The sequence below is a fragment of the Paenibacillus sp. Root444D2 genome (genome assembly GCF_001426375.1).
Taxonomy (GTDB): domain Bacteria; phylum Bacillota; class Bacilli; order Paenibacillales; family NBRC-103111; genus Paenibacillus_E.
Genome location: NZ_LMEO01000050.1, coordinates 195636 through 221428, shown reverse-complemented (window position 1 = coordinate 221428; position 25793 = coordinate 195636). Strand labels below are relative to the sequence as shown.

Genomic DNA, 25793 nt, shown 5'->3' with positions numbered 1-25793 from the left:
ATGTTTTACATCGTTACAGATGTCTCAGCCGTGACTGTCTCGTACTGTAACGATGATTTTCATCGTTGCAGATGAAAAAAGCACTGACATCCGCGCTGCGTGTGGCTTGTATCGATGTTTTACATCGTTACAGATGTTCAAGTGGCTGGGATGGGCTGTTAATCGAAGGAACTGGCTAATGGCCAGGTTTATCTCATCTAGAAATTTCTAGATTCGCCAATTTCGGTCTAGCCCGTAAAGCGTTTGTTCTCCATATAGGTCGCGATAATAGCCAGAAGTGATTTATTTTTGATCGGTTTGCTCAAATAATCATCCATGCCCGCAGCGAGGCATTTATCGCGATCTTCTTTTAAGGCGTTCGCAGTTACGGCGACGATCATGGGACATCGTTCTGGCGGGAGTGTTTGTTTAATCATTGCGGTTGCATCTAATCCGTTAATGATCGGCATTTGGAGATCCATAAATATTATATCAAAACGGTCCCTTAAGGCGGTCTTCACAACTTCTTCCCCATTAGCAGCAACTGCAATGATATGTCCCTGTTTCTCTAACATTTTTATTAAAACAAATTGGTTAATGGCATTGTCTTCGGCGATGAGTATGTGTAGGGAAGCCTGCGTTATACCTTCATTCGTATATGTCTGATATTCATCTGAATAATGATCTTCTTTGAGACATATGGTAAACATAATCGTAGTACCCGGATCGTCAGTAGGCTCTACCCAAATATCGCCACCCATGAGTCGGACCAGCTTTTTCGATATCGCTAAGCCAAGCCCTGTACCCTCATATTTGCGTGTCATCACATGATCGACTTGATTGAAAGGCTCGAAGATATAGCTTCTTTTATCCGCTGGAATGCCGATTCCGCTATCTTTTACGATAAATTCCAGTTGTATGATGTGATCTTCTTGTATGCGTTTATTGACATGTACGGAGATTCCGCCGAATGGCGTAAACTTGATGGCATTGCCAACCAGATTAATAAGAACCTGCTTCAACCGTTCTGAATCACCCACCAAAGAGTGCGGGACGATGGGATCTACTGTAAATGTCGTGGATAACTGTTTTTCATCCGCTTTGGTCGATAATATGTTAAACGTTTCTGAAATGGCATCTCGGATATTAAATGGGATTTCAAGTAATTCCGTTTTACCGGATTCGATTTTGGAGAAGTCTAAAATGTCATTAATGATACGAAGCAGCGTTTCACCGCTCTTATGAATAATCTCAACGTACTCTTTCTGTTCATCGTCTAATGTAGTTGCTTGAAGCAAAAGGTCTGTCATTCCGATAACACCATTCATCGGCGTCCGAATTTCATGGCTCATTATCGCCAGAAATTCACTCTTCGCTTTATTCGTATTCTCAGCTGTTTCCTTCTCAATCATTAATTTCTTCTGTTCTGTCATGTCCTTTGCAATGATATAGAACCCAACATTCATTTCGTTCATGATGATGGGAGCAATCGTTGTCAGTACTTCAACAATATGACCATTGATTTGACGAATATGGTCAATCTTCTTCTCCATGGAAGCATCTAATAGGGAATCCGTTAGGATTTGTTTCACATTATTTTTACCTACAAATCTGGAAAAAGGCATTCCTACGAAATCATTGTTGTAGAAGCCTAATAGTTCCTGTGCCCGCGCATTACCATTGATAATAATTCCGTCCAAATCAAGTGAAATGACGGCATCATGTGTATGCATTTTCAGCGGTGTATATCGATCGATGGACTCTTGCAGCTTTTGTTCGATGAACTTGAGCTGTGAAATATCCGTCATATGAACGATTCCATACAGAGGGGACCCGGTTTGAGTATCGCAAACGAATGTGAGCTGGACAGATGTCCAGATGATGCCACCATTCTTGTGCATGTATCGTATATCCATGGTAAAAGAAGAAGTCAAACGAGCTATTAAGCTTTGAACTTGATCAGAGTAATGGAGCCAATCATCAGGAAAGGTGAGTTCACGAATGTTAAGCTTCTCGAGCTCATCTTCCGAATACCCCAGAATCGAACAATATGCTGGATTCACTCTCAGTAGGGACCCGTCTAAGGATAAACATGCGATCCCATGAGGAGAGAATTGAACCATCTGCTCGAAGAAACGATGTTTATCAAGTTGTAAGCTGCTCATCATTAGCCCCCAATCATTTTACCCATATATAACCATCATAAGCTTTTTTTGAAACGAAAACGAATTCAAGTAGCAGTCGAACTAACGGAATTCTTCCGATTGGTTCTTTTTGTTGTATTGATTTCTGAAAACTTCGGGCGTCAAACCGACGGATTTGCGAAATGTCGAGATGAAATGCGAAGCGTCGAGGAAGCCGGTCGCGTCAGCGATCTGTTTCACGGTTTGATTAGGCTGAGCGATAAGCATTTCCTTGGATTTCTGTAGGCGCAGCTGCAGTAAGTATTGGTAAGGAGAGAGTCCAAATGCTTTGCGGAACAATGTATTGACGTGTTGTGAGCTTATGCCAAGCAGCTGAGCCATCCACCTGAGCCCTACGTCGGAAGCAGCGTAGCTAATCTCAAGCTCCAACAAAAGAGGCAGTAAACGCTCGTGACTTTGGGAAAAGGATGCGCTTTTATTTACGTTGCCGTGTTTTTTGAGCAGTGTCAGGAATTGATAGATTTCAAGTGAACCATTCATGCCTGTGAAGTCATGGCTGTAGCGGTACTTTTCATAATAGTATTCATGAATACTAGCGAGTGGAGTTTCCATGCCCCAGCTAATTGATGTGGATAAAGGTATCTCTAAGGCATATACAATGGAGGCAGCGAGTGCGCCATCGAAGGTTAAATACCATGTCGACCACTTGGCGGCTGTGATGTTATATTCATGCGGGACGCCAGCAGGCAGGAGCATGCCTTGATTCTCACTCAGCTTGACGGATCCGCTTTCGAGGATAATCTCTCCGCTGCCTTCAATCGTTTGGAGCCAATGGAAGCAGGGATAACCTTCTTCTCGCTTGTAGAACTGCTGTTCATTTTCGTAACCGACTGTTTCCAGGATGAGAGGAAGCTTCCGATCCGTTTCTGTAATGACGAAAAATTTCCTGTAATCGATAGCCATCGCTAGAGGGTCAACTCTTTCATTTTTTAATATGTGATGCGTATTATCTTATATTTTAAAAGAAATTATTGTCTTGTACAATAAGAAGATAGTTGAAGAAATTTATACAACCTTATAGAAGCGAGGAATTCAAGAGATGGCTAAAAAATTCGAATATACACCGCCTGCAAACGGATACCCGGAATGGAATAATAATCCTCAGATTTTTCAATTGAACCGCATGGAAGCTCATGCCACTTTAATGCCTTACAAGTCCGAAGAAGAGGCACTTGCTGGGGTTCGTGAAGCGTCCGATTCTTACCAATCATTGAATGGAACTTGGAAGTTTCATTTTGCTGAGAATGCGCAAGGCCGTCCGCAAGAGTTTCACAAGATCGACTATGATTGCAGCAGTTGGGCGGACATCGCCGTACCTTCCCATTGGCAGCTGCAAGGCTTCGACTTCCCACAGTATACGAATATCATTTATCCTTGGGTGGGCCATGAAGACTTGAAGTCACCATTTGCTCCTGTAAAGTATAACCCTGTGGGTTCATATTCCCGCAGCTTTACGGTCCCGGCAGCATGGGCAGATCAACCTGTATATCTAAGCTTTCAAGGGGTTGAATCGGCTTTTTATGTGTGGGTAAACGGCGATTTGGTGGGCTTTAGCCAAGATTCGTTTACACCTGCGGATTTTGATATTACCCCCTACTTGGTGGAGGGTGAGAATAAGCTTGCCGTAGAGGTTTACCGTTGGAGTGATGCGAGCTGGTTGGAGGATCAAGATTTCTGGCGCTTAAGCGGTATTTTCCGCGATGTATATATGTATAGCACGCCACCGACGCATATTTCAGATTTCAAGGTGTTAACGAATCTGGACGATTCCTTCGAAAATGCGGAGCTGTCTATTCTAGCAAAAGTTACAAATTACGATGGACTTAGCATCGGTACACGCCGTGTGGAAGCTTCTCTTTATGATAGTGAGTTGAAGCCGCTATGGAAGGAGCCTCTTTCCGTAGAAATAAATGTAGGTGGCCTTGCTAAACAAGAAGTAGAGCTCTCCATCCAGGTGGATTCGCCTGCAAAATGGAGCGCGGAGAAGCCTACTCTATATACACTTGTTTTGAGCTTAAAAGATGAGGATGGCTCACTTCTAGAAACAGAAAGCTGCAAGGTTGGATTCCGTAAATTCGAAATCCAAGACGGTTTGATGAAGATCAATGGTGAGCGTATTGTGTTCAAAGGGGTTAATCGTCATGAATTCGATACGGATCGCGGTCGTTCTGTTGATAAAGCAAGCATGCTTGCTGATATTTTGCTCATGAAACAACATAATATCAATGCTGTGAGAACCTCACACTATCCAAACAATACGTATTGGTATGAGCTGTGCGATCAATATGGGCTGTATGTGATTGATGAAACGAATCTCGAGACACATGGCTCATGGAGTTATGGATCGGACGTTGAAGCAGACGCCGTTCCGGGAAGTAAGCTGGAATGGACAGGAGCTGTGCTGGATCGTGCGAATTCGATGATGCAAAGAGATAAGAACCATCCATCGATTGTGATTTGGTCGCTAGGCAATGAGGCGTTCGGCGGCGATAACTTTATTAAAATGCACGACTTCTTGCGTGTTGCAGATCCATCCAGAGTTGTACATTACGAAGGAGTTTTCCACTTCCGCGCATCGGACGCGGCGTCGGATATTGAAAGTCAGATGTACAGCAGAATTGAGAAAATCGAAGAATACGCGATAAGTAACCCGAAGAAACCGTTTATTCTGTGTGAATACAGCCATGCAATGGGTAATTCATGCGGCAATCTATTTAAGTACTGGGAGTTGTTTGACAAATATCCGGTGCTTCAAGGCGGCTTTATTTGGGATTGGATTGATCAATCGATCCGGACAACAACACCTGAGGGTGTTACCTATCAAGCCTATGGCGGCGATTTCGGGGATACACCGAATGATGGCAACTTCTGCGGTAACGGATTAATCTTCGCTGATCGTACACCATCACCGAAGATCTATGAAGTGAAGAAATGCTACCAGAATGTGAAATTTGAAGCGCTCGATCTTGCTAGTGGCCAAGTGAAGGTGACAAATCAATATTTATTTACGGATCTGAGTGAGTTTGATTGGACATGGACGATTGCACGTAATGGTGAACCTGTTGGTGAAGCCAAACGTGGACAATTCACTGTAAAGCCAGGAGAAACAGCTGTTATTGAGTTGGCTCTAGATCAAATGGAAACCATTTTGCCGAAAGATGAGTTCGTACTGACGATCAGTCTACAGCTGAAAGCAGATACGAATTGGGCGCAGAAAGGACATGAAATCGCTTGGGAGCAATTCTTACTTCCAGTTCGTAAAGCGGCTTGGTCTTATTCTGAAAAGGCTGTCCAAGAATCTGCGGCGACCTTGTCCACTCTAGAAGCTGTACAAATTGCATCAACAAAGGAAAGAATAAGCCTTAAGGGAGGCAACTTCTCTCTTCAATTCAATGCTGCAACCGGTGATATCACTTCCTACATGTACGAGGGAAGCGAGCTGTTCTTGACAGGTCCTGTCCCTAATTTCTGGCGAGCTTATACCGATAATGATCGCGGCAACCAGCATCACATTCGCTGTGCGCCATGGCAAGAGGCAGGCAGCGGAAGAACGCTGCAATCTTTGACAGCTAAATCGATTGGCGATGGCCGTGCCGAGGTGCACATTCTCTTTGAATTAGCAACGAAGCCAACTTCCGAGATGCAATTGGTTTACACAGTATCGCCAAACGGCGAAATAGAAGTGCGTATGGAGCTCGTACCTGGAACTCACTTACCTGAAATTCCGGAGATTGGCGTACTCTTCCAATTAGACCGCTCCTTTCAGCAATTGAGCTGGTACGGCCGCGGACCACACGAGAACTATTGGGACCGAGCTGCCGGAGCCAAACTAGCTTTACACAGCGGTACCGTTGAAGAACAGTTCGTGCCCTATTTACGCCCGCAGGAATGCGGTAATAAAACGGATGTGCGCTGGGCAACGTTGACAGATGCGAACGGGCGTGGTCTTCGCATTACGGGACTGCCTACCGTTGAACTGAATGCACTGCCATATTTACCTTCCGAGTTGGAAGCTCATGACCATACGTATAAGCTGCCAGCTAGCGACAAAGTCGTGCTGCGAGTGAACTATAAGCAAATGGGCGTCGGCGGGGATGACAGCTGGGGAGCAAGAACACACCCTGAGTTCACGCTGTATGCTAACCGTACTTATTCGTACTCATTCACGTTTAAAGGAATTTAAAGAATTGGAAATGAAAAGTGCCGCTTCATCTACAGATTGCTGTAGTTGGAGCGGCACTTTTTTTAACTTAATGTGACATAGCTGCTTCGGTTTCTTGGGCTGGATCCAGCTTCTCTTTACTCATTACGATGGCACAAACGAAGGCAAGAACAGCAGGAAGTATAGTCCAAGCAAAGGTGAGAACGATGGAAGACGATAATGCGGTTGTGATTTTCTCAAGAACAGGTGCAGGAATCTCCATTCGTTTTGCGGGATCAAGCAGTGTATGCGAGTCCCCGATTGGTATGGCAGCTCCCGTTTGACCTTGACCTGCAAATACATCCGTCAATTTTCGCGTTAATGCATGACTCTGAACAATTCCGAATACGGTGATACCCAGCGTCATCCCCAAGGAGCGAAGGAAGTTCAGTGTTGATGAGGCTGAACCACGCTGCCGTGGCTCGAATAGATGAATGGCAGCATTACTTAATACGGAGAAGGAAGCCCCGATGCCGAGTCCGATAATGATCATGTAGATCGTGACAAGCCAACGAGGGGATTCTGGCGATAACGTAGTCAAGAGAGCTGTTCCGACAATAAGGAGGAAGGTCGTTGGAATCATAATCGCGCGATAACTCATTTTATTCATTAAGAAACCGCCGCCTGTTGCCGTTACAACGGAGCCTAACATCATAGGAAGAAGAACTAAACCCGAATTGGTAGCGGTCCCGCCTAATACACCTTGAATGAAAATTGGGATATAGACAGATGCTGTGATAAAAGCTGCGCCGCTAAAAATGGCAACGGCATTGCTTGATGCATACAAACGATTTTTGAACATCGCAAAAGAGATAATAGGTTCGGCAGCCCGACGTTCTACGAAGACGAAGATGATTGTCAACACCGCAAACAAGGCGAATAAACCAAGGATAAATGCTGAATCCCATGCGTATTCCTTGCCTCCCAATTCCAGAGCGAACATGAGGGAGACGATGGCGCCAACGAGTGTCAAAGCGCCCCACCAATCGATTCTTTGCTTAGAATGTTCAACGGATTCACGATAGAAGAAAGCTACAAAAATAAGTGAGATTAAACCAAGAGGGAGATTAATGTAAAATACCCATTTCCAGTTCACATAATCTGTGATATAAGCGCCAAGAAGTGGCCCGAAAATGCTGGACATGCCGAACACGGCGCCGAACAGTCCACCTAGTTTACCGCGGCTTTCTGCGGGAACGGCATCGAACATAATCGTGAAAGCAACTGGTAACATGGCGCCGCCGCCGATACCTTGAATTGCGCGATAGATGCTGAGCTCTATGATCGAACTTGCTGTTCCGCATAGGATGGATCCAAGCATAAACACGATAACACCAAAGATGAAAAACTTTTTGCGTCCATACATATCGGAAAGTTTGCCGAAAATTGGCATGCCGGCCATTTCCGCCACCATATAAGCTGAAGTGACCCAAACGAATTTATCCAATCCGCCTAATTCACCGATGATGGTGCCCATGGCTGTAGCTACAATGGTATTATCCATGGCAGCCATTAGGATACCCAGCAATAGCCCGGCGATGACAATGCCTAAGCCTTTGTTTTTGTTTTGCGCTACCATAATGATTGTTGTCCTCACTTTCTCTGAATCCGATTTAATTTTTATCTATGAGGTGGGTTACTAAATGATAGTAACATGACTTAAATTGGCTTTAAACCCTTTTAACAAAGCATAGGTTACTTTATCCATCTTGGCACCATCGAAGATTGTTTTCTTGATGTCAGATTTGAAGGAACAGCTTTGAAGTGTGGCATTTCGGAACGTGGTTCCTTTTAGATTGGAATGATGAAAAGTAGTTCCTGTAAAGAGTAGGTTATCCATACATACTCCAGTTAAATCGCAAGAACGGAACTCTATAAGGTCTAACATACAATTCTTGAAGCTGACACCTCTAAGATTGGATTTAGAAAACTTCGTTCCCGTCAAATTCGCACCGTCGAACTTAACCCGATCTAAATTGCTGCACTTAAAGGAAGCATTGGTTAAGTCTGAATGGCTGAAATCGGAATCTTGCAGGTTGCTGTAATTGAACTTGCCATCATGCACTTGGATAGACTTTAGGTCGGATTTTTGCAAATTCTGCATAGAGAAATCAATGCCAATGATTTGTTGGAGCTTCGTGGTGTTTGCATGAATGCTTTCGATCAATTCAGATATTTCGCCGATGGAAGCGATCGTCCTTTGAAAGGCAGCTTCTTCATCGAAGCCATCTTTTTGCAGATCTTGGAGTCTTTCCTGCAAATCAGTTAAAAGCTCTTCTTTTAATTCTTGGATGGGTCTCAAATCTTCATAATGTGAAAAAACATCATTCAAATAAGCAATGAGCCTCGGGTTTGGTTTCATCCATCATACCGCCTTTCTAAATGAGCAAATCGAGAATGGTCTTCGCATGTTCCCAATTTAACTTGTTGATCTTAAAAGCTTCTTTGCCCTTATCGGTAATGCGATAGTACTTTCTACGGCCGCCTTGCGTTTCATCCCCCCAGTAAGAGGTTATGCTTTCTTCCTGTTCTAGTCGCTTGAGACTGGAGTACATCGTTGCTTCTTTCAGTTCATATTCCCCACCTGAAGTAACTTGCACGAGCTTTGAAATTTCATAGCCATATTTATCTCCGGAAATTAAAAACTTGAGAATAATAGTGTCGGTGTGTCCTCGAATGAGATCGGACGTTATTTTCAAGTCAACGATAATCCTCACCTCCTAGATTAAAATATACACGAGAATACTATGTCTGTCAAAGTAATTTTATTTTCGTTACACATTTAGGTATGAGCTCAGTTTGACCAGATGTACAGACGATGATAACTTAAGAATGAAACATATTCGAAATCAGTTGCTGTTAAAATGAAAGGTGGCATTCATTGTGGTAATCAATCCGGCACAAACGATTGTAGGCTTAGTAGGAACAGGTGTAATGGGCAAAAGTATGGCAGGCCATTTTATTCAAGCAGGCTACGAGGTACATATATATAATCGAACGAAATCCAAGGCACAGGAGCTGTTGGATCAGGGGGCTCACTGGCAGGATTCACCGGGATTATTAGCGCAGCAATGTGATGTAATTATTACAATGGTAGGCTTCCCTAAGGACGTAGAAGAGATTTATTTAGGCGAAAATGGCATTCTTTCTAACACTAAGCCGGGCAGCTATGTAATTGATATGACAACATCTAGTCCGATGCTGGCCAAACAGATTTATGAAAAAGCACTCACGCGACAAGTGTTTTCACTAGATGCTCCTGTTTCGGGTGGTGATATTGGAGCTAAGGAAGCGAGATTATCGATTATGGTTGGGGGCTCGCGTGAAGCTTTTGATACCATGCTGCCGCTTTTTGAGAAGATTGGCACCAATATCGTCTACCAAGGAGAAGCGGGTGCAGGGCAGCATACGAAAATGTGCAACCAAATCGCAATCGCAAGTAATATGATGGGCGTTGTTGAAGCGCTCGTATATGCGAAGAAATCAGGACTCGATCCTTCGACTGTGCTCAAAAGTATTGAGTCGGGCGCGGCGGGCAGTTGGTCCTTAAGTAACCTGGCTCCCCGCATCATCGCTGGGAATTTTGCTCCAGGCTTTTATGTGAAGCACTTCATCAAAGATATGAAGATCGCGCTTCAATCTGCTGAGGAAATGAACGTGGAGCTGCCCGGACTAACACTGGCGAAATCTCTTTATGAGCAGCTAGCTGCGAGCGGCGAAGAAGACAGCGGTACTCAAGCATTGTTTAAGATTTATTAATAAGTAGCTCGAGATAGTGAGCTATTGAAGGAGAGTAAGCATCCCGTGAGGGATGCTTTTTTGTGTATTTATATCTTTAGGGTGACCGAGAGGTTTCACTTATTACAGGTGGTAAAAGGGAACGATGATTTTCATCGTTGCAGATGAAAACAGCGCTGACATCGGGGCTGCGTGTGGCTTGTAACGATGTTTTACATCGTTACAGATGTCTCTGCCGCGGCTGTCGTGCGCTGCAACGATGATTTTCATCGTTGCAGATGAAAATAGTGCTGACATCGGCACTGCTTGTGGCTTATAACGATGTTTAACATCGTTACAGATGTCTCAGCCGTGGCTGTCGCGCGCTGGAACGATGATTTTCATCGTTGCAGATGAAAATAGTGCTGACATCGGCACTGCGTGCCACTTGTAACGATGTTTTACATTGTTACAGATGTCTCAGCCGTGGCTGTCGGGAACGATGATTTTCATCGTTGCAGATGAAAACAGCGCTGACATCGGGGCTGCGTGTGGCTTGTAACGATGTTTTACATCGTTACAGATGTCTCTGCCACGGCTGTCGTGCGCTGCAACGATGATATTCATCGTTGCAGATTTCTCAGTCGTGGCTGTCGCGTTGGAACGATGATTTTCATCGTTGCAGATGAAAGCAGCGCTGACATCAGCGCTGCGTGTGGCTTGTAACGATGTTTAAACATCGTTACAGATGTCTCAGCCGTGGCTGTCGCGCTCTTTCGTAATGCGGCAAGAGCTAATAGTACGAAAATCGAGCTTGCATGGACGCAGCATCATATCATGACAGGTTCTCGAATACATATGAATAAGGGAAATGGAAGGTTGTCACATACATAATCCTGTAAGCGATGAGAGCGCTTAATGCTGAGTTTCAACATTTTACTGAAGAGGTGATTCGAAAATGAGTACAGAAAAAAACAAGCTTACGACCAGCTGGGGAGCTCCGGTTGGGGACAACCAAAACTCGATAACGGCGGGGGCACGGGGGCCGACGTTGATACAAGATGTCCACCTTTTAGAAAAGCTGGCACACTTTAACCGAGAGCGCGTACCTGAGCGAGTGGTTCATGCCAAAGGTGCGGGAGCGCACGGTTATTTTGAAGTCACGCAAGATTTGACGAAGTATACGAAAGCAAGCTTGTTCTCAGAGGTAGGCAAGCGTACACCGCTGTTCGTTCGATTTTCAACCGTGGCTGGTGAGAATGGTTCTTCGGACACGGTTCGGGACCCGCGCGGATTCGCAGTGAAATTTTATACCGATGAAGGGAATTATGATTTGGTCGGCAATAATACGCCTGTGTTTTTTATTCGCGACGCGATTAAATTCCCTGACTTTATTCATACACAGAAAAGACACCCCCAAACTCATTTGAAAAATCCAAATGCCGTCTGGGATTTCTGGTCATTATCTCCTGAATCTTTGCATCAAGTGACAATACTAATGTCGGATCGGGGTATTCCCGCAACGCTGAGGCATATGCATGGATTTGGCAGTCATACGTTCAAATGGGTCAATGCTGAGGGCGAAGGTGTGTGGGTGAAATATCATTTTAAAACCGAACAAGGCGTCCAGAACTTAGCGCCAGATGTAGCTGCACAGCTCGCGGCCGACAATCCGGATTATCATACCGAGGACTTGTTTAATGCGATTGATAAAGGAGATTTCCCAGCCTGGAAGCTGTGTGTACAGATCATGCCTCTTGAGGATGTGAATACGTATCGTTTTGATCCTTTTGATGTCACGAAAGTTTGGTCGCAGAAAGACTATCCTTTAATTGAAGTTGGGCGCATGGTGCTGGATCGCAACCCGGAAAATTATTTTGCTGAGGTAGAGCAAGCTACATTCTCGCCAGGGACACTCGTACCAGGAATCGATGTTTCACCTGATAAAATGCTGCAAGGACGATTGTTTGCTTATGGAGATGCACATCGGTACCGGGTGGGGGCTAATCATCAGGCATTGCCAATAAATCGCCCGCGGAGTGAAGTGAATAACTATCAGCGTGATGGTCAAATGCGTGCGGATAGCAATGGTGGGGGTTCCGTATACTACGAGCCGAACAGCCTTGGCGGACCAAAGGAGACGCCTGCGGACAAACCGGCACCCTACGAAGTGTCTGGGTCGGCGGACAGTGTTGCCTATGATCATCATGATCATTACACGCAACCTGGTGATTTATACCGCTTGTTAAGCGAAGAGGAACGTACTCGTCTTGTTCAAACGATTGTTGGTGCAATGAAACCTGTGGAGTCGGATGAAATTAAGCTCAGACAGATTGGTCATTTCTATAAGGCAGATCCCGAATATGGGATCCGCGTGGCAGAGGGTCTTGGGTTATCCATACCAGAATGAAGTGAATAGTGAGAGGCAGCTACCTTTTCGCCACAAAAGGATAGCTGTCTTTTTTCTATGGCATATGCTAAAGGGAGCAAGGCATAATCCGAAGAGGTGATCATGGTGGGAACTCGTTTATTGTCCGAGAAACTTGTAAGGAATCGTTTTCCGCATCTAAGATATATTAGAATTCATACACCTGAAAAGCATAAAGCGACGATCTACGCTTGGACTGGAGATTTGTATTTACCCGAGAAGGATGCTCAAAGCCTACAGCATTTTGCAAGCGGTTACTTATATCCCTATGTCAACTTTCAAGTCAAGGCATACAGCGCGGTTCAACCCGATAAAGTTCCACAACTGCAAGAAATACCGACAGCAATCATCCAAACAGCGATGCGGAGAGATTTGAATCAATATGGCATCATAGAGGCGATAAACCGGTTATTTCCTTTTGGTCGTTTAAAGTTTAACAGATATCAAGCGGCGGATAGTATCATTCATTTTGATTTCCACGCAATTCGATTACTCCATGATAAAGAAAAAAAGGCCATGTATGATTATTTGCAAGAATTGATTCCCTTAGGCTCCTATTGTGAAGTGACCTTTTATTAAGGCTGACGGCTTGAACGTTCATCAATGCGGAACTCGCTTTCATCCCGTAAATAACTCGTTGCGCCAATCTTTACGGAATGAGTCGTATACTTTTCTACCACGCCTGAAGCAATGAATACTGGAATATCATCCGCTGTATGTTGAATGACAACTACAGTAACTTGCGATAGCGCAGCCGCGAATAATTCCATATCCGTTGACAGTGTCTTGTTCATTGGGCTTTTCACCTCCGTGCTCCTTGTCTCGTTAAGCCATTCCTCTGATTCTAGCACAGGAACATTAACGTTAAAAGAGCCAGAAACAGTTCAAGCAGCTTTCAAGTTAAAAAGCTATCGAATCATACCATAATCACGAATTGTGGTATCAACTTCTACTCGGATATCGGCACGGGGGTAAATGGATTTCCAATTCAAATTGTTCCAATTTTCATAGCTCATACTATTGCGGACGTAAGTTCCGATACCCAAGTTATCCCCGCCGCTGCGCTGCACATGGCTAACTATCGCTTGTAATTTTTCGCGAATGGCTTCGGACAAATCCTGATCTAAATTTTTTTGTTCTTCCGGTTTTTTGAATGTCGATTTTCCTGTATATTCCAATATAATGCCGCTTAAGCGAATACGGATAACGACTTGAGGGATCTTGCTTTCACTCCCCTGCTTGTTAACGATGACTTCTCTTTTGCTGGCGATTGAACTAATCATCGCACTTTCTTTTCGCCCAGATGAACGATCCATGAATGTAATATCGAATTCGCCCATTTTGAAGCTTTTATTGAGAATAGCAAATAGTACGGTTTGTTCGGCACTAATTTTGCCAATGTAGCGATCATTTTTGAAAAGGGCAATCCCATCGATTTCAATATTATCACCTTTTACAATTAGCATAGGAGCGATTGGATCCCTACCATCGTCATAATAGTCGCGTACGAAACTGTACAGAGATACATCAGGAACCTCATGGATTTTGGCCTCTTGGGTTAATAACTGATCAATATGATTCCCGACGGATCGTATTTGTGCATATTTATGAGTCAACATGTCTACAGCACTGCCGTTAACGATGACAATTTTCAGTTTTTCACCAACGGTATAATCGCGGCGATAGGAGTCAAGTTCGTTCCAAATCCCCTGTTTAGCCAAGTCTTTCCCGAACAGCATACTTCTCAATTGCCCTGAAACAAGGACTTTGTTGATTTTACGGGACATTTTGATCCGCCCATCTTTAGGGGATTCAGCTATGGTTTGTAGAATGTCTGCTTGCTGATTGTCCATTGATCCTGATTTCGGGATAGAGATAGCCGTAGACACGTCCGTTTCAGAAGGTTTTCCATTCCTTTCATACACAGAGTCCAAAGCAACGATATCAGACATGCCTAATTTCTCAATGCGATTTTGTTCAACACAACCGGTGAGACTCAATAGGAAGACAACCAATACCCAATTACGCATAATTCCGCCCTCGATATTTGTTAATTAAAAGGATGACCAATAGGAAGATGGGCAGCAAGAAAGCAACCCCTGCTTCAGAAATTCCAAACAGACTTAACCAGTGTTCTGTCTTTTCAAGCGCTGAGGGTATGACAAACAAGGCAGCTAATGGGAAAATCACTAAAATAACATAGGGTATCCATCGCTTGCTTGAAGTTGGCAGGAGCCATTTTATCGTTTCAAGTGCTGCCCAACTGTATAGGACACTCGTCATGAGAACTCGAAACAAAGTAATATTAAACACGATATCATCGATTCGTTTTACAAAGGGGAGTTCCACATACGAGAGCAAATTGAGTACAGGATACTTCATATGCTGAAGTTGATGGAGGCTGAAAAAGCCAAAGGCAACAAATACAGTTAACGTATAAGAAAATGTGGTGATCAGATTTGCAAGTTGAAAAGCACGGATTAAATGCGTTTTTTCATTGGAATATGGAAAAAGCAAAAGGCAAAGTTCGTAACCCAGAAAGGCTATGTAAACCTCAATCCACCCTTTGATGGAGTGAGTGGCATCTTTAAACCAGAAGGTAGTCATACGTGATAGATCAAAATCTTCTAAGGCATAAAAAATAAGTAAAAAATTCCAAATAATTACATAAAATGAAAGGACTGCTGTTCTGGAGATACTCATAATGCCCTTAGTTAAAAGCAAGAAAACAAGAATCTCAAATAAAATATACAAATAAGCGGGGTGGAGCGAGGGGAACGATAACGATTTTAAAATTAATATATATTCTTTACCAACCAAGCTGCCTAGAATTGCCCATAATCCAGCTAGAACCCCGAAAAAAGGAACTACCATGAAATTCGGTAAAGCAGATTGTGAAATTTCAAAAATAGACCTCCCTCTACCTAATCGATAAACGAATGAAATGAGCAGAAGATTGAAAGCGGCAACGGTCGAACAGATAAGTAAAGCTGCCCACCCATTTGTACCGATATTCTCAGAAATTAGCCGAGGAAGGCTAATGATGACGACACCGGTTTGAGCGAAGTTTGCCATAATGGTGGTCTGATAAAATGGAAGCTTAGCACGCATGAGTGTCTCCTTCATTCGTTCGGATTATTGGTGGTAGGCTTTTTGAGTTTGGTCAAAATCTGAATGGGTGCTCGGAAAATGAGTTCTAACCATCGAATTGGGTTCGAAGGTGCAATTGGGTATAAATAAGAGATGCCGAACATGTTAAACCCAGAAAGCTGAATCATAATTAAGCTGAGTCCAAACACCAGGCCGAAATTTCCGAGGAGACCGGCCAGTATAATGATCGCAAATCGTAGCAAGCGGATAGAAGAACTCATGATATAACTGGGTATGACGAAGGAAGCGATAGCCGAAATAGCTATCGATATAATGAGGATATTGCTTGTAATGCCAGCCTGAACGGCCGCTTGTCCGATGACGATCCCGCCGACGGTACCAATGGTCTGACCGATTTTGGTAGGTAAACGCGCACCAGCTTCGCGAAGTAGCTCAATAGTCATTTCCATAACAATGGCTTCTATAAGAGGGGAGAACGGCACTTTATTACGGGATTCCATTAAGTTTAACAGCAGGGACGATGGAATCATTTCATAATGATAAGTGACTATAGATACATAAAATGCAGTGAAGCAAAGTGTGATGAATAAGGCAATGAACCGTAAAATGCGAACCGCAGAAGCAACGACCCATGGCTGATAATAATCGTCAGGTGATGAGAAAAATTCAATAAACGAGGTTGGTGCGCTGAATGCGACTGGGCTCCCGTCAAGCAACCCCACTATTTTGCCGCTTGTCAGCTTGTCTGCCATATGATCAGGTCGAACGCTTGTTAGGAATTGAGGGAAAATGGCTAGTTTGTTGGGTGTTAAATGTTGCACTAGTGTATTCGTATCATAGATGGTTTGGATATCAAGCTTTTCAATCATTTCGCTTAACTTTTGCACATGCGCCGGTTCTGCAAGTCCCTCTAAATAAAGGAGAACCATCGTCGTTCCTGTTCTTGTACCGATCGTGTAGGTGATTGCTTTTAAACCAGGGTCCTTGATACGCCTCCGTATCAAAGACAAATTCGTACTGAGTGACTCAGTGAAAGAGTCCATGGGACCATTAATGACGCTTTCTGTCTCTGAATTTTGAATGGATCGAGATTCAGGCGCGTAAGCTTCGTGCAAGTAACCTCTATTTTTATAGTAAATAGCGATATTTCCAGCCAAAATGCCTGTAACAAGTTCGCTTGCTTGCAGCTTAATCATATAGGAAGATTGGCTAAGTGTAGCGACCAAATCAACGTCTTTCCTATTGAAAGGCTCTATGGCGTCTTTTCTTAAAGCCTCTGAACTGACAAGGTGACCGAAATAAATGATATCGATTTGCGGAAGCGGGAGATGCAGATGTGATAAATCCGAGCAATCGCTGAGCAGTTGCAACGTTTGCTCTAACAGACTAGGAGCACTCTTCAAGTCTCCGTTCATGCTTATCGATCTCCTTCCTCGCTGTGATTCAGGACTGCCCAATATTTCCATCCTTTATTATGTTTCTTTTTCGAATTCGCTATTCGACTTCACAGAAACGATCCCAATCAGGAGTCTTATTTTCCATACATCGCCTTGTGGGTTGAATCATATGGTATCATAATGAATGAATAACTGATTGATCCAACAGTTTTACAAAAAAGGAGCTCGAATCTATATGATCAAACATTCTCCCTACATTCTGTTAGTTCTCGCCACATGTATATGGGGAGGCAATTTTGTTGCTGGCAAGGCGCTTGTCCTTCACATTCCGCCGATTACGCTAGCTGCATTACGTTGGAGTATTGCTTTTATTTGTCTTCTTCCTTTCTTCGGTAGGCAGGCTTGGCAGCTAAGAACTGAATTTCTCCGCAGCTGGAAAATGATTCTTTTTCTGTCCGCAACCGGTGTTGCGGGATTCAATACGTTAACCTATGTAGCTGTCCAATATACAGGTTCGATTAATGCATCGTTAATGAATTCGGCTACACCTATCATAGTTGTGCTTTTAACCTGGCTAGTTATGAAAGAGCGCTTCGCTTGGTCGGCTTTACCTGGAATTGTGGTCTCCATGGCTGGTGTGAGCTGGATTATTAGTCGAGGGAGTGCGTCGGCGCTGTTGAGTCTTTCCTTTAACAAAGGCGACCTGTTCATGCTAGTGGCCGTTCTGTGTTGGGCTCTATATTCGGTGGGTATGAAAAAGATGTCAGGACGATTCCCATCCAGTCCTTTTTTACTGATTCAAATGACTGTGGCTTTAGTGCTGCTGCTTCCGCTTTCGGCAGTGGAATGGGCGCTGAAGTCGCCGCATGTTGACTGGAGTCCACCTCTTGTAACAGGACTTATTTATATTGGTTTGTTTGCTTCGATTGTTGCTTTCTTGAGCTGGAATCGTGCTATTGAGCTTGCTGGTCCTCAGCGTTGTGCGGGTTTTCTGAATTTGATTCCGATGTTCAGCGCCGTTTTTGCAACTGCTTTTACGGGGGAATCGTTAAGGATGTATCATCTTTTAGGGGCTATTTGGATCGTGGTTGGGGTGTATATCACGAATTATGCAATTAAGAAGCAGCAAATGAAGGGCGCAAGAATAGAGATAGCAAAAACCTAGCGGGGCTTCGCTAGGTTTTTTTCATTGAATCGATTTTCTTTGAATGATGTAGATGAATATGAAAATGATTGGTAAAGCATACTAAGCACAAACACATTAAGAATAAAACAGATAAGGGGTGTAAGATGTTTGTAACCAAAGGCTCTCATAAAGTTTTGATTATAACCGCAGCGACCATGTCGATATTACTTTCGGGGTGTGCCGCTAAACCAAACAACCAAAGCCAGCAAAATAAATCAATTAAACAGCAACAAGTTCAACAACCAGGTCATGAGGATAATCGCATCCAAATAGCGAAGGAAGCGGCAGCTAAAATCACAGAGCTAGAAAGCGTAAAACAAGCCAATGTACTTGTAACCCAAAGAAAAGCCTACGTTGCAGCTTTACTAAAAAACGACCAACAATTAACACGTGAAATAGAAGACCAAATTGCCAATAAAGTCAGAGCGACGGATCCGAATATTCAGAATGTCTACGTTTCAACAAGTCCAGAAATGGCGGATCGATTCAATGCTTATGTACTTGATGTTCAACAGGGAAGACCAGTAGCCGGTTTTGTTGATCAGTTTAAAGAGATCGTGGCTAGAGTTTTCCCGACCACCAAATAATTACTTATAAGGGATGGAAATCATTAATGAGCAGGCAGCCGGCATTTTTAGCGGCTGCCTGCTGCGTTTAACTTTCATTTTCAAAAGATTAGATTCTTTTATTTCAGGTAACAGCATATGAATCAGACAAGCCTTTTACAGGAGCTGGTTTGTTTGCTTTCGTTACAAAAAAATGTAGCAATCATTTTGGGGAGTTTACTAATCTCAATGGGTATCAATTTTTTTCTTATGCCTTTTAAGGTACTAGATGGCGGGCTCATTGGAATTGCACTTATTATCAATTATTTATTTGGACTCAAAGTGGGACTTGTTATGTTTTTGTGCAGCATTCCTATTTTTATTTTGGTATGGTTCCATTTCAGTGACATGTTTTACAACAGTATGTTTGGATTATTTTTTTCTTCATTCGTAATCGATTTCTTTGGGCAATACCGCGATCTTTTCTTATATTATGTGGATTTAACACCGTTTAGCAGTTCCTTGATCGGCGGATTTTTTGTAGGTACTGGAATTGGAATCATGCTGCGTTATGAAACCAGTACCGGAGGGACGGACTTGTTGGCTCAATATTTTTCCAAATGGGTTCCTATAAATGTGGGAATAATTGTTTTTATAATCGATGGTATGATCATCTGCCTTGGAGGACTGCTTCTTTCGGCTGAAACATTCCTGCTTTCCATCCTTACAATTACCGCAGGCGGGATAGCGACGAGTCTTTGTACAATGAAATAACCAACGAAATATTTATGTGGAATATGCAAAAAACTGCGTTCCCTACAATCGTAGAGAACGCGGTTTTTTGTCTTAATCGATTTTCTCCATATGTGCATGATTGCGGCGAAGAAGATCAACAGCAGCCGGATAATCAACATCGCTGACTTTGGCTGAAAGTACATAATGAAGAGCATCTTCATCCTCATTCTTATCCCAATAGGCATCCGAAGAATGTGTTTCGACTGTTGGCATAACACCTACAATTCCGACACCACTGTTCAGATTCGTTTCTCCGCCAGTTCCAACTCCGTCTACAAAAGGCAACAGTACGCGTCCGGTGCCATTGTAGCCGTCTGGCAATCTGCCAACTTCGAGCATGTCCGGACTGTACTTCAGCAGTAGAATCCTCGCATGCTCAGCTTGATTTTCAGTGTGAAAATAGGCTTGAATCATTCGGCTCATGAAGAATCACTCCTTATAAAAGGTGATGGTAAGGTTGTTCTTATTGAAACTTACCCTGTGAGTGGAAGAAGCCTATCTTTCAACCAAAATAAATTAAACTTAGTGTAATAATCGGGATGATCGGGATTGAATTAGACGTTAATCCTGCATTATAAGCGATATTGAGAGAAGGGATTAAATCTTTTGATTGGACAATTCATTGTCTTTAGTTCAAAATAGAATTAAGTGCAGGGGAGGTCAACCAACATGCCGATGAATAACTTTCGTCATTTATTACGTATTTTTTGGACGTTTCTTCGTATAAGTCCACTCACATTCGGTGGTGGTTATGCCATGCTGCCAGCCATCCATAGAGAAGTGGTCGTTACGAACAAGTGGATGACCGACGATGAGATGTCGGAACTGCTTGCTATTTCAGGTGCCGCTCCGGGTGGTGTAGGTGTTAATGTATCAGCTTTAGTAGGGTATCATTTAGCAGGAATAAGAGGAGCTGTAGCAGCCGTCATCGGCATTACGCTTCCTACTTTTTTTATCGTGATACTGCTTAGTATCATTTACACTTTCCTTCAAAGTTATCCCAAGATGCAAGCCATTATGGAAGGAATCCATGCCGCTATCGTAGGATTGATTGCTGCCGCTGCTTACAAAATGGCGAAATCATCTATTATAGATAAAATGACGCTAATAGCTGCAGTTAGTACCGTTCTTCTGCTGATCTTCATACCGATATCCCCCATTTTAATGATTATATTCGGCGTACTGGTCGGGATTGCCGTTGTTTTCTTGAAACAACGCTGGGGAATGAAGAATCCGATCAAGAGGCAAGAGGACGCAATGTCAGGGAACAAAAGCAATCGTGCTGCCGACTATTTCATCGCAGACGGGATTTGAGGAATGAGGTGAACTATGCTTTTAAGTTTGTTTATTACTTTCTTTAAAATTGGCATGATCTCATTCGGTGGCGGTTACGCCATGATGCCTGTTATCCAACGTGAGGTAGAGAGGCATCAATGGCTCAATTCAGATGATTTTAATAACGTCATATCCTTAGCAGGTACAGGACCTGGACCGATTGCAACGAATAGTGCCACATTAATCGGTTTCCATACAGCCGGTGTGCCCGGCGCTATTGCAGCTACGCTAGGGATGGTTTTGCCTTCACTTATACTTATCATTGTATTAGCTGCTTTTTTATATAAATGGCACGCGAATAAATGGTTTAAATCTTCTTTCTACGGTTTGAAACCGGTAGTAACGGGCTTTATCATTTTTGCAGCGATACACTTCGGGTGGTCGGGGTTAGGTCCAGTGAAGTACCAAATAACTTGGGACCAAATTGCGACGGTGCTTATCGCGGTAGGTGCCTTCTTGGCAATTATAAAATATAAGCTGCATCCTTTTATGGTCATCGTATTTGCTGGTGTTATGGGCATTGTTTTTTTTCAGTGAACTATAAAGCGTCTTCTAACAGGGCTCTCTTTTCATTCCTTCAGATGGAGTGAAAGGAGAGTTTTTCGTATTATTGTGTATTATTTGTGTCGAATAGTGATAAAAAAATATTTTATGTGCTATAAACAATATTATATTCACTTATTTCGTTATATAATGTACACTATATAACAAATAGAACACACTATATAAAAATGCTTTATTGATGAGAGGAATGGGAGAATGAGCATAGAACTAAAGGTTGAACAGCTAAGAGCAGGTGCCACCCACTACAATTTGTCAGTGTCAGAGCTAATGAGAATGAGCATCGAGCGTAAAGAAGGAACTTTCGCGTCCTCTGGAGCGCTTCAAGTGAACACTGGTAAGTATACAGGGCGTTCTCCCAAGGACAAATACATTGTAAATGAAGCTTCTGTAACTGATCATATCGATTGGGGAGCTGTGAATCAGCCGATGTCGGAGCAGCAGTTCGAGCGGCTGTATCAAAAAGCGCAAGACTACATGGCAAAGAAAGAATTGTTCATCTTTGATGGGTTCGCAGGAGCAGATTTGGCGTACAGGCTGCCGATTCGAGTTGTTAATGAGTATGCTTGGCACAATTTGTTCGCAAGGCAACTATTTATCCGTCCTACTAAGATTGAACTGATGGCACATAAACCGGAGTTCACAGTCATTGCTCTGCCCGGCTTAAAAGCCGATCCTCTCACCGACGGTACCAGATCAGAGACGTTCATCTGCCTCTCCTTTGAGAAAAAGATCGTACTGATTGGGGGTACGGAGTACGCTGGTGAAATGAAGAAATCCATTTTTAGCGTTTTGAATTATATTTTGCCTGGGCAAGAAGTTCTACCTATGCATTGCTCGGCCAATGTCAGTGAAGAAGGAAATGTAGCTTTGTTCTTCGGGTTATCTGGCACGGGGAAAACGACACTTTCCGCAGATCCGAATCGTCGTCTCATTGGCGATGATGAGCACGGCTGGTCGGAGACGGGTGTGTTTAATTTCGAGGGAGGCTGCTACGCAAAATGCGCTGGCCTTACCGAAGAGAAGGAGCCGCAGATTTGGCAGGCGATCCGATTCGGCACTGTTTTGGAGAATGTGGTGCTTGATCCTTCCAGCGGCATTGCCGAATACGGCAATACGCAGATTACGGAGAATACACGTGCAGCCTATCCTTTGGAATATATCCCTGGAGTGAAGATTCCGGGAACCGGCGGTCACCCTGATGTCATCATGTTCCTGACGGCAGATGCTTCCGGAGTTCTGCCTCCTATATCCAAGCTGACAAAAGAACAAGCGATGTACCACTTCTTGTCTGGCTACACGTCAAAGCTTGCTGGTACGGAACGTGGAGTTACGGAACCGGAAGCCACCTTCTCTACATGTTTTGGGGCGCCTTTCCTGCCGCTTCGTCCTAACGTTTATGCACAGATGCTGGGGCGTAAGATCGAAGAACATAAGGCCAACGTGTACCTCATTAACACAGGTTGGGTCGGCGGTTCCTATGGCGAAGGCAAACGTATGAATTTAGGTTATACAAGAGCAATGGTTACAGCTGCTCTAAACGGCAGCTTGGAGCAGACGACGTTCACGGAAGCTCCATTCTTCGGTCTGTTATGTCCTGATGCTGTTCCAGGGGTTCCAAGCGAGCTCTTGCTGCCAAGGAACACTTGGCAAGATCAAAGTCAATATGACGTCAAGGCGAAGGAATTAGCGCAGCGTTTTATCCATAACTTCCAAAAATTCGCGGGTGTCGATGAACGTATCATCGCAGCTGGACCTAAGATTTCAAACGAAGTTTAGATGGGTTAGAATAGGTAAGACATGAATGATGAAGGGAGGGAAATATCATAGAGCTTACATCCCGACAGATGGAAATGATCGATCTCGTCAAAAAGCATGCACCTATTACAGGGGAACGAATAGCTGAATTGCTTGGAATTAGCCGTCCAACGATTCGTTCCGACCTTGCTGTTTTGGTTATGCTTCGCTATATTGACGCCAAACCAAAAGTTGGATATTTCCTAGGAACGGCTGCTCTGGAAGTAGATTCACCATTCAAACATATAGAAGCAGTAAGAGTAAAGGATGTAATGGGAATCCCTATTGTTCTAAGGGAAACTGTCACCGTAAGCGATGCTGTAGTCACTCTTTTTCTCGAAAATGTAGGAAGCTTGATTATCGTGAATATGCAAGGGACTTTAGCTGGTATTGTTACACGGAAGGACTTGCTAAAGGTTACGCTTGGGCAGGCGACGGCAAATACGATGCCCGTTTCACTAGTCATGACTAGGCATCCGAATGTTGTGACGGTAAACCCTGAAGACAGTGTATTAGAAGCAGCACGGAAAATGATTCATCATCAAGTGGATGGGCTGCCTGTGGTTAAGAGTGAGGCTGATCAAGAGCCAGGTGAAGTGGTTGGCAGAATTACGAAAACAACAATGACCAAATTGCTGCTTGATGTGGCGCTGGGGACTTAATCAGGGGGAGTGTAAGTGGGAGAGAAGATCCATACGATTTTCGTTTGTTCGGATTCAGTGGGGGAAACGGCGAATACTGTCGTACAAGCAACGATCCGCCAATTTAATGCAAGCCAAGTGCAAGTCAGACGTTTCGGATCGATCCGAACGGAAGATGAAGTACGCGCTTTAGTAGAAGAGGCAGCGAAAGTGGATGGGTTCATTGCTTATACGCTAGTACTACCTGAGCTTAGAGAAATGATGCGGCAGGAAGCCATACGTTTAAGTGTAAATGCCATTGATATCATGGGACCCATGATGCAGGCTTTCATAGATACCTTTAAAGATTCTCCGAAGCGGAAAGTCGGTCTGCTTTATCAGCTGGATGAACAATACTACCAACGGGTAGAAGCGGTCGAGTTCACGGTAAACAGTGACGATGGCAAGGACCCAAGCGCTATGAAACAAGCACAGATTATTTTAATTGGACCTTCCCGAACCTCTAAAACGCCACTGAGCATTTATTTGGCGCACAAAGGCTATAAGGTGGCGAATTACCCGCTTGTTCCTGAGGTAAAGCCGCCTGCAATTATATATGAGCTAGACCCGAGTAAATTGATTGGTTTGACGATGAGTCCCGAACATCTGGTACGTATTCGTACGGAACGTCTGAAAGCGGTCGGACTTCCTTTTGGCGCTAAATATGCGACAGGGGAGCGAGTCGAAGAAGAGTTGGCATTCGCAATGAAATTATATCGTGAGCTTGGTTGTAAGATCATCGATGTAAGTGAGAAGGCCATTGAAGAAACGGCTGGCCTGATTCTAGCAGACAGATAGCCAGGAAGCCAACATTTCCTAATAGAAAGGGTGAATGATGTATGCAAAGAGATTTGTCTCTGGAAATTGTGCGAGTAACAGAATCTGCAGCTTTGGCGTCCGCACGTTGGACGGGAAAAGGGAATAAACACAGCGCTGACGAGGCAGCAACTTCTGCTATGCGTTCTATTTTTAGCTCCATTCCTTTTCGAGGAACGGTTGTCATTGGTGAAGGTGAGATGGATGAAGCCCCGATGCTGTTCATCGGTGAGTCTTTAGGAAATGGGTTGGGTCCCGAATATGATGTGGCTGTTGATCCGCTCGAAGGTACCGATATTGTAGCTAGCGGCAGGAGTAATGCCCTTTCCGTGGTAGCCATAGCTGAGAAAGGGAACCTGCTGCATGCACCGGATATGTATATGGAGAAGCTGGCAGTAGGACCGCGGTTGGTTGGCAAATTGAATTTGGGTGACCCCCTAGAACTAACGATTAGAAAGGCCGCTCTTCAGTTACAAAAAGAGATAACAGAGCTGACTGTCTCCATCCTGGATCGCAAAAGACATGCTGATAAAATCCTTGTTTTACGGACGTTAGGTGTCAAAATTCATTTACTGAATGATGGCGATGTAGCTGGTGCTATGGCTGCGGCTTTCCCTGAAACGGGCATTGATCTGCACGTGGGTTCCGGAGGCGCACCGGAAGGGGTACTCGCCGCGGCTGCACTACGTTGTATGGGAGGCGAATTTCAAGGACGGCTTCTTCCTGATAACGAAGAAGAAATACAACGATGCAAGAAAATGGGGATTGCTGATCCATCCAAAGTGCTTGGAATGCGCGAGTTAGTAGGCGAATCTGACATTTATTTCGCTGCAACCGGTGTGACCTCGGGCGACTTCCTGAGCGGAGTTAAATTTCTATTTGGCGGTCGCGCAGAAACACATTCTGTCGTTATGAGGGCGCAAACACAGACGGTCCGTTTCATCCAATGCGTGCATCAGATGCATGAGTACCACCTCGGGAGCGCCTGAGCAGACATTAAGGGACTACATAAACGCATGCAAAGAAATCTCTCTTTGGTAT

The 25793-nt window shown here is 43.9% G+C and carries 23 protein-coding genes; 13 read left to right on the top strand and 10 right to left on the bottom strand.

The genetic code is table 11. The features are described 5' to 3' along the window. Window positions 1–227: 227 nt before the first annotated feature. Both ASD40_RS28580 and ASD40_RS28575 read right to left on the bottom strand, forming a co-directional pair. Window positions 228–2144, bottom strand: a complete 1917-nt coding sequence (locus ASD40_RS28580; protein ID WP_057306531.1) for a PAS domain S-box protein — start codon at window positions 2142–2144, stop codon at window positions 228–230. 81 nt (window positions 2145–2225) lie between these two features. Continuing rightward, window positions 2226–3086, bottom strand: a complete 861-nt coding sequence (locus tag ASD40_RS28575) for an AraC family transcriptional regulator (RefSeq protein ID WP_057306530.1) — start codon at window positions 3084–3086, stop codon at window positions 2226–2228. Window positions 3087–3222: 136 nt separating this feature from the next. Here ASD40_RS28575 and ASD40_RS28570 point away from each other — a divergent pair, with 136 nt between their 5' ends. Then, window positions 3223–6366 carry a glycoside hydrolase family 2 TIM barrel-domain containing protein gene (locus tag ASD40_RS28570; RefSeq protein ID WP_057306529.1) on the top strand — a complete coding sequence of 1048 codons (3144 nt, stop codon included), beginning with the start codon at window positions 3223–3225 and terminating at the stop codon, window positions 6364–6366. A gap of 67 nt (window positions 6367–6433) precedes the next feature. Here the strand turns inward: ASD40_RS28570 and ASD40_RS28565 are convergent, their stop codons facing one another. The 3 genes from ASD40_RS28565 to ASD40_RS28555 are packed head-to-tail and all read right to left on the bottom strand — an operon-like array spanning window position 6434 to window position 9092. After that, complete coding sequence (locus tag ASD40_RS28565; protein WP_057306528.1) at window positions 6434–7963, bottom strand: MDR family MFS transporter; 1530 nt, start codon at window positions 7961–7963, stop codon at window positions 6434–6436. A 60-nt stretch (window positions 7964–8023) separates the two neighbouring features. Beyond that, window positions 8024–8746 carry a pentapeptide repeat-containing protein gene (locus ASD40_RS28560; protein WP_057306527.1) on the bottom strand — a complete coding sequence of 241 codons (723 nt, stop codon included), beginning with the start codon at window positions 8744–8746 and terminating at the stop codon, window positions 8024–8026. 16 nt (window positions 8747–8762) lie between these two features. Continuing rightward, window positions 8763–9092 carry a PadR family transcriptional regulator gene (locus ASD40_RS28555; RefSeq protein WP_057307069.1) on the bottom strand — a complete coding sequence of 110 codons (330 nt, stop codon included), beginning with the start codon at window positions 9090–9092 and terminating at the stop codon, window positions 8763–8765. Between the two features lie 175 nt (window positions 9093–9267). On the opposite strand from ASD40_RS28555, the gene ASD40_RS28550 reads away from it, so the two are divergent. From ASD40_RS28550 to ASD40_RS28540, 3 genes are all read left to right on the top strand, one after another. Continuing rightward, window positions 9268–10143 (top strand): NAD(P)-dependent oxidoreductase, encoded by an 876-nt coding sequence (locus ASD40_RS28550; RefSeq protein WP_057306526.1) that lies wholly within the window; start codon window positions 9268–9270, stop codon window positions 10141–10143. A gap of 916 nt (window positions 10144–11059) precedes the next feature. Continuing rightward, a complete protein-coding gene (gene katA / locus ASD40_RS28545; protein WP_057306525.1) occupies window positions 11060–12511 on the top strand; it encodes a catalase KatA in 1452 nt (483 codons plus the stop codon). Between the two features lie 102 nt (window positions 12512–12613). After that, window positions 12614–13108: a hypothetical protein gene (locus tag ASD40_RS28540; RefSeq protein ID WP_057306524.1), complete on the top strand. Its 495-nt coding sequence runs from the start codon at window positions 12614–12616 to the stop codon at window positions 13106–13108. On the opposite strand, the gene ASD40_RS28535 is transcribed toward ASD40_RS28540, so the two are convergent. From ASD40_RS28535 to ASD40_RS28520, 4 genes are all read right to left on the bottom strand, one after another. Next, window positions 13105–13323, bottom strand: a complete 219-nt coding sequence (locus ASD40_RS28535; protein ID WP_057306523.1) for a hypothetical protein — start codon at window positions 13321–13323, stop codon at window positions 13105–13107. The genes ASD40_RS28540 and ASD40_RS28535 overlap by 4 nt on opposite strands. Window positions 13324–13437: 114 nt before the next feature. Further along, entirely contained in the window at window positions 13438–14559 is a 1122-nt protein-coding gene (locus ASD40_RS28530; protein WP_057306522.1) for a Ger(x)C family spore germination protein, read from the bottom strand. Further along, window positions 14552–15640, bottom strand: coding sequence for a GerAB/ArcD/ProY family transporter (locus ASD40_RS28525; protein ID WP_057306521.1), 1089 nt, complete (start codon window positions 15638–15640; stop codon window positions 14552–14554). Before ASD40_RS28525 ends, ASD40_RS28530 begins: the two co-directional genes overlap by 8 nt. Before the next feature lie 11 nt (window positions 15641–15651). After that, window positions 15652–17055: a spore germination protein gene (locus tag ASD40_RS28520; protein WP_057306520.1), complete on the bottom strand. Its 1404-nt coding sequence runs from the start codon at window positions 17053–17055 to the stop codon at window positions 15652–15654. 217 nt (window positions 17056–17272) lie between these two features. Between ASD40_RS28520 and ASD40_RS28515 the strand changes: the two genes are divergently transcribed. From ASD40_RS28515 to ASD40_RS28505, 3 genes are all read left to right on the top strand, one after another. After that, the gene (locus tag ASD40_RS28515) at window positions 17273–18202 is read left to right on the top strand and encodes a DMT family transporter (RefSeq protein ID WP_057306519.1); all 930 of its coding nucleotides are present in this window, start codon (window positions 17273–17275) and stop codon (window positions 18200–18202) included. A 125-nt stretch (window positions 18203–18327) separates the two neighbouring features. Next, a complete protein-coding gene (locus ASD40_RS28510) occupies window positions 18328–18810 on the top strand; it encodes a YhcN/YlaJ family sporulation lipoprotein (RefSeq protein ID WP_057306518.1) in 483 nt (160 codons plus the stop codon). A gap of 117 nt (window positions 18811–18927) precedes the next feature. Next, a complete protein-coding gene (locus tag ASD40_RS28505) occupies window positions 18928–19542 on the top strand; it encodes a YitT family protein (RefSeq protein ID WP_057306517.1) in 615 nt (204 codons plus the stop codon). 72 nt (window positions 19543–19614) lie between these two features. On the opposite strand, the gene ASD40_RS28500 is transcribed toward ASD40_RS28505, so the two are convergent. After that, window positions 19615–19986, bottom strand: coding sequence for a hypothetical protein (locus ASD40_RS28500; RefSeq protein ID WP_057306516.1), 372 nt, complete (start codon window positions 19984–19986; stop codon window positions 19615–19617). Between the two features lie 246 nt (window positions 19987–20232). On the opposite strand from ASD40_RS28500, the gene ASD40_RS28495 reads away from it, so the two are divergent. The 6 genes from ASD40_RS28495 (at window position 20233) to glpX (ending at window position 25741) form a co-directional block, all read left to right on the top strand. Further along, the gene (locus tag ASD40_RS28495) at window positions 20233–20877 is read left to right on the top strand and encodes a chromate transporter (protein WP_057306515.1); all 645 of its coding nucleotides are present in this window, start codon (window positions 20233–20235) and stop codon (window positions 20875–20877) included. 15 nt (window positions 20878–20892) lie between these two features. Continuing rightward, a complete protein-coding gene (locus ASD40_RS28490) occupies window positions 20893–21435 on the top strand; it encodes a chromate transporter (protein ID WP_057306514.1) in 543 nt (180 codons plus the stop codon). Between the two features lie 222 nt (window positions 21436–21657). Continuing rightward, a complete protein-coding gene (gene pckA, locus ASD40_RS28485) occupies window positions 21658–23238 on the top strand; it encodes a phosphoenolpyruvate carboxykinase (ATP) (protein ID WP_057306513.1) in 1581 nt (526 codons plus the stop codon). 68 nt (window positions 23239–23306) lie between these two features. Then, complete coding sequence (locus ASD40_RS28480) at window positions 23307–23918, top strand: helix-turn-helix transcriptional regulator (RefSeq protein WP_057306512.1); 612 nt, start codon at window positions 23307–23309, stop codon at window positions 23916–23918. Between the two features lie 15 nt (window positions 23919–23933). After that, entirely contained in the window at window positions 23934–24734 is an 801-nt protein-coding gene (locus ASD40_RS28475; RefSeq protein WP_057306511.1) for a pyruvate, water dikinase regulatory protein, read from the top strand. A gap of 41 nt (window positions 24735–24775) precedes the next feature. Then, the gene (gene glpX / locus ASD40_RS28470; protein WP_057306510.1) at window positions 24776–25741 is read left to right on the top strand and encodes a class II fructose-bisphosphatase; all 966 of its coding nucleotides are present in this window, start codon (window positions 24776–24778) and stop codon (window positions 25739–25741) included. Window positions 25742–25793: the final 52 nt, after the last annotated feature.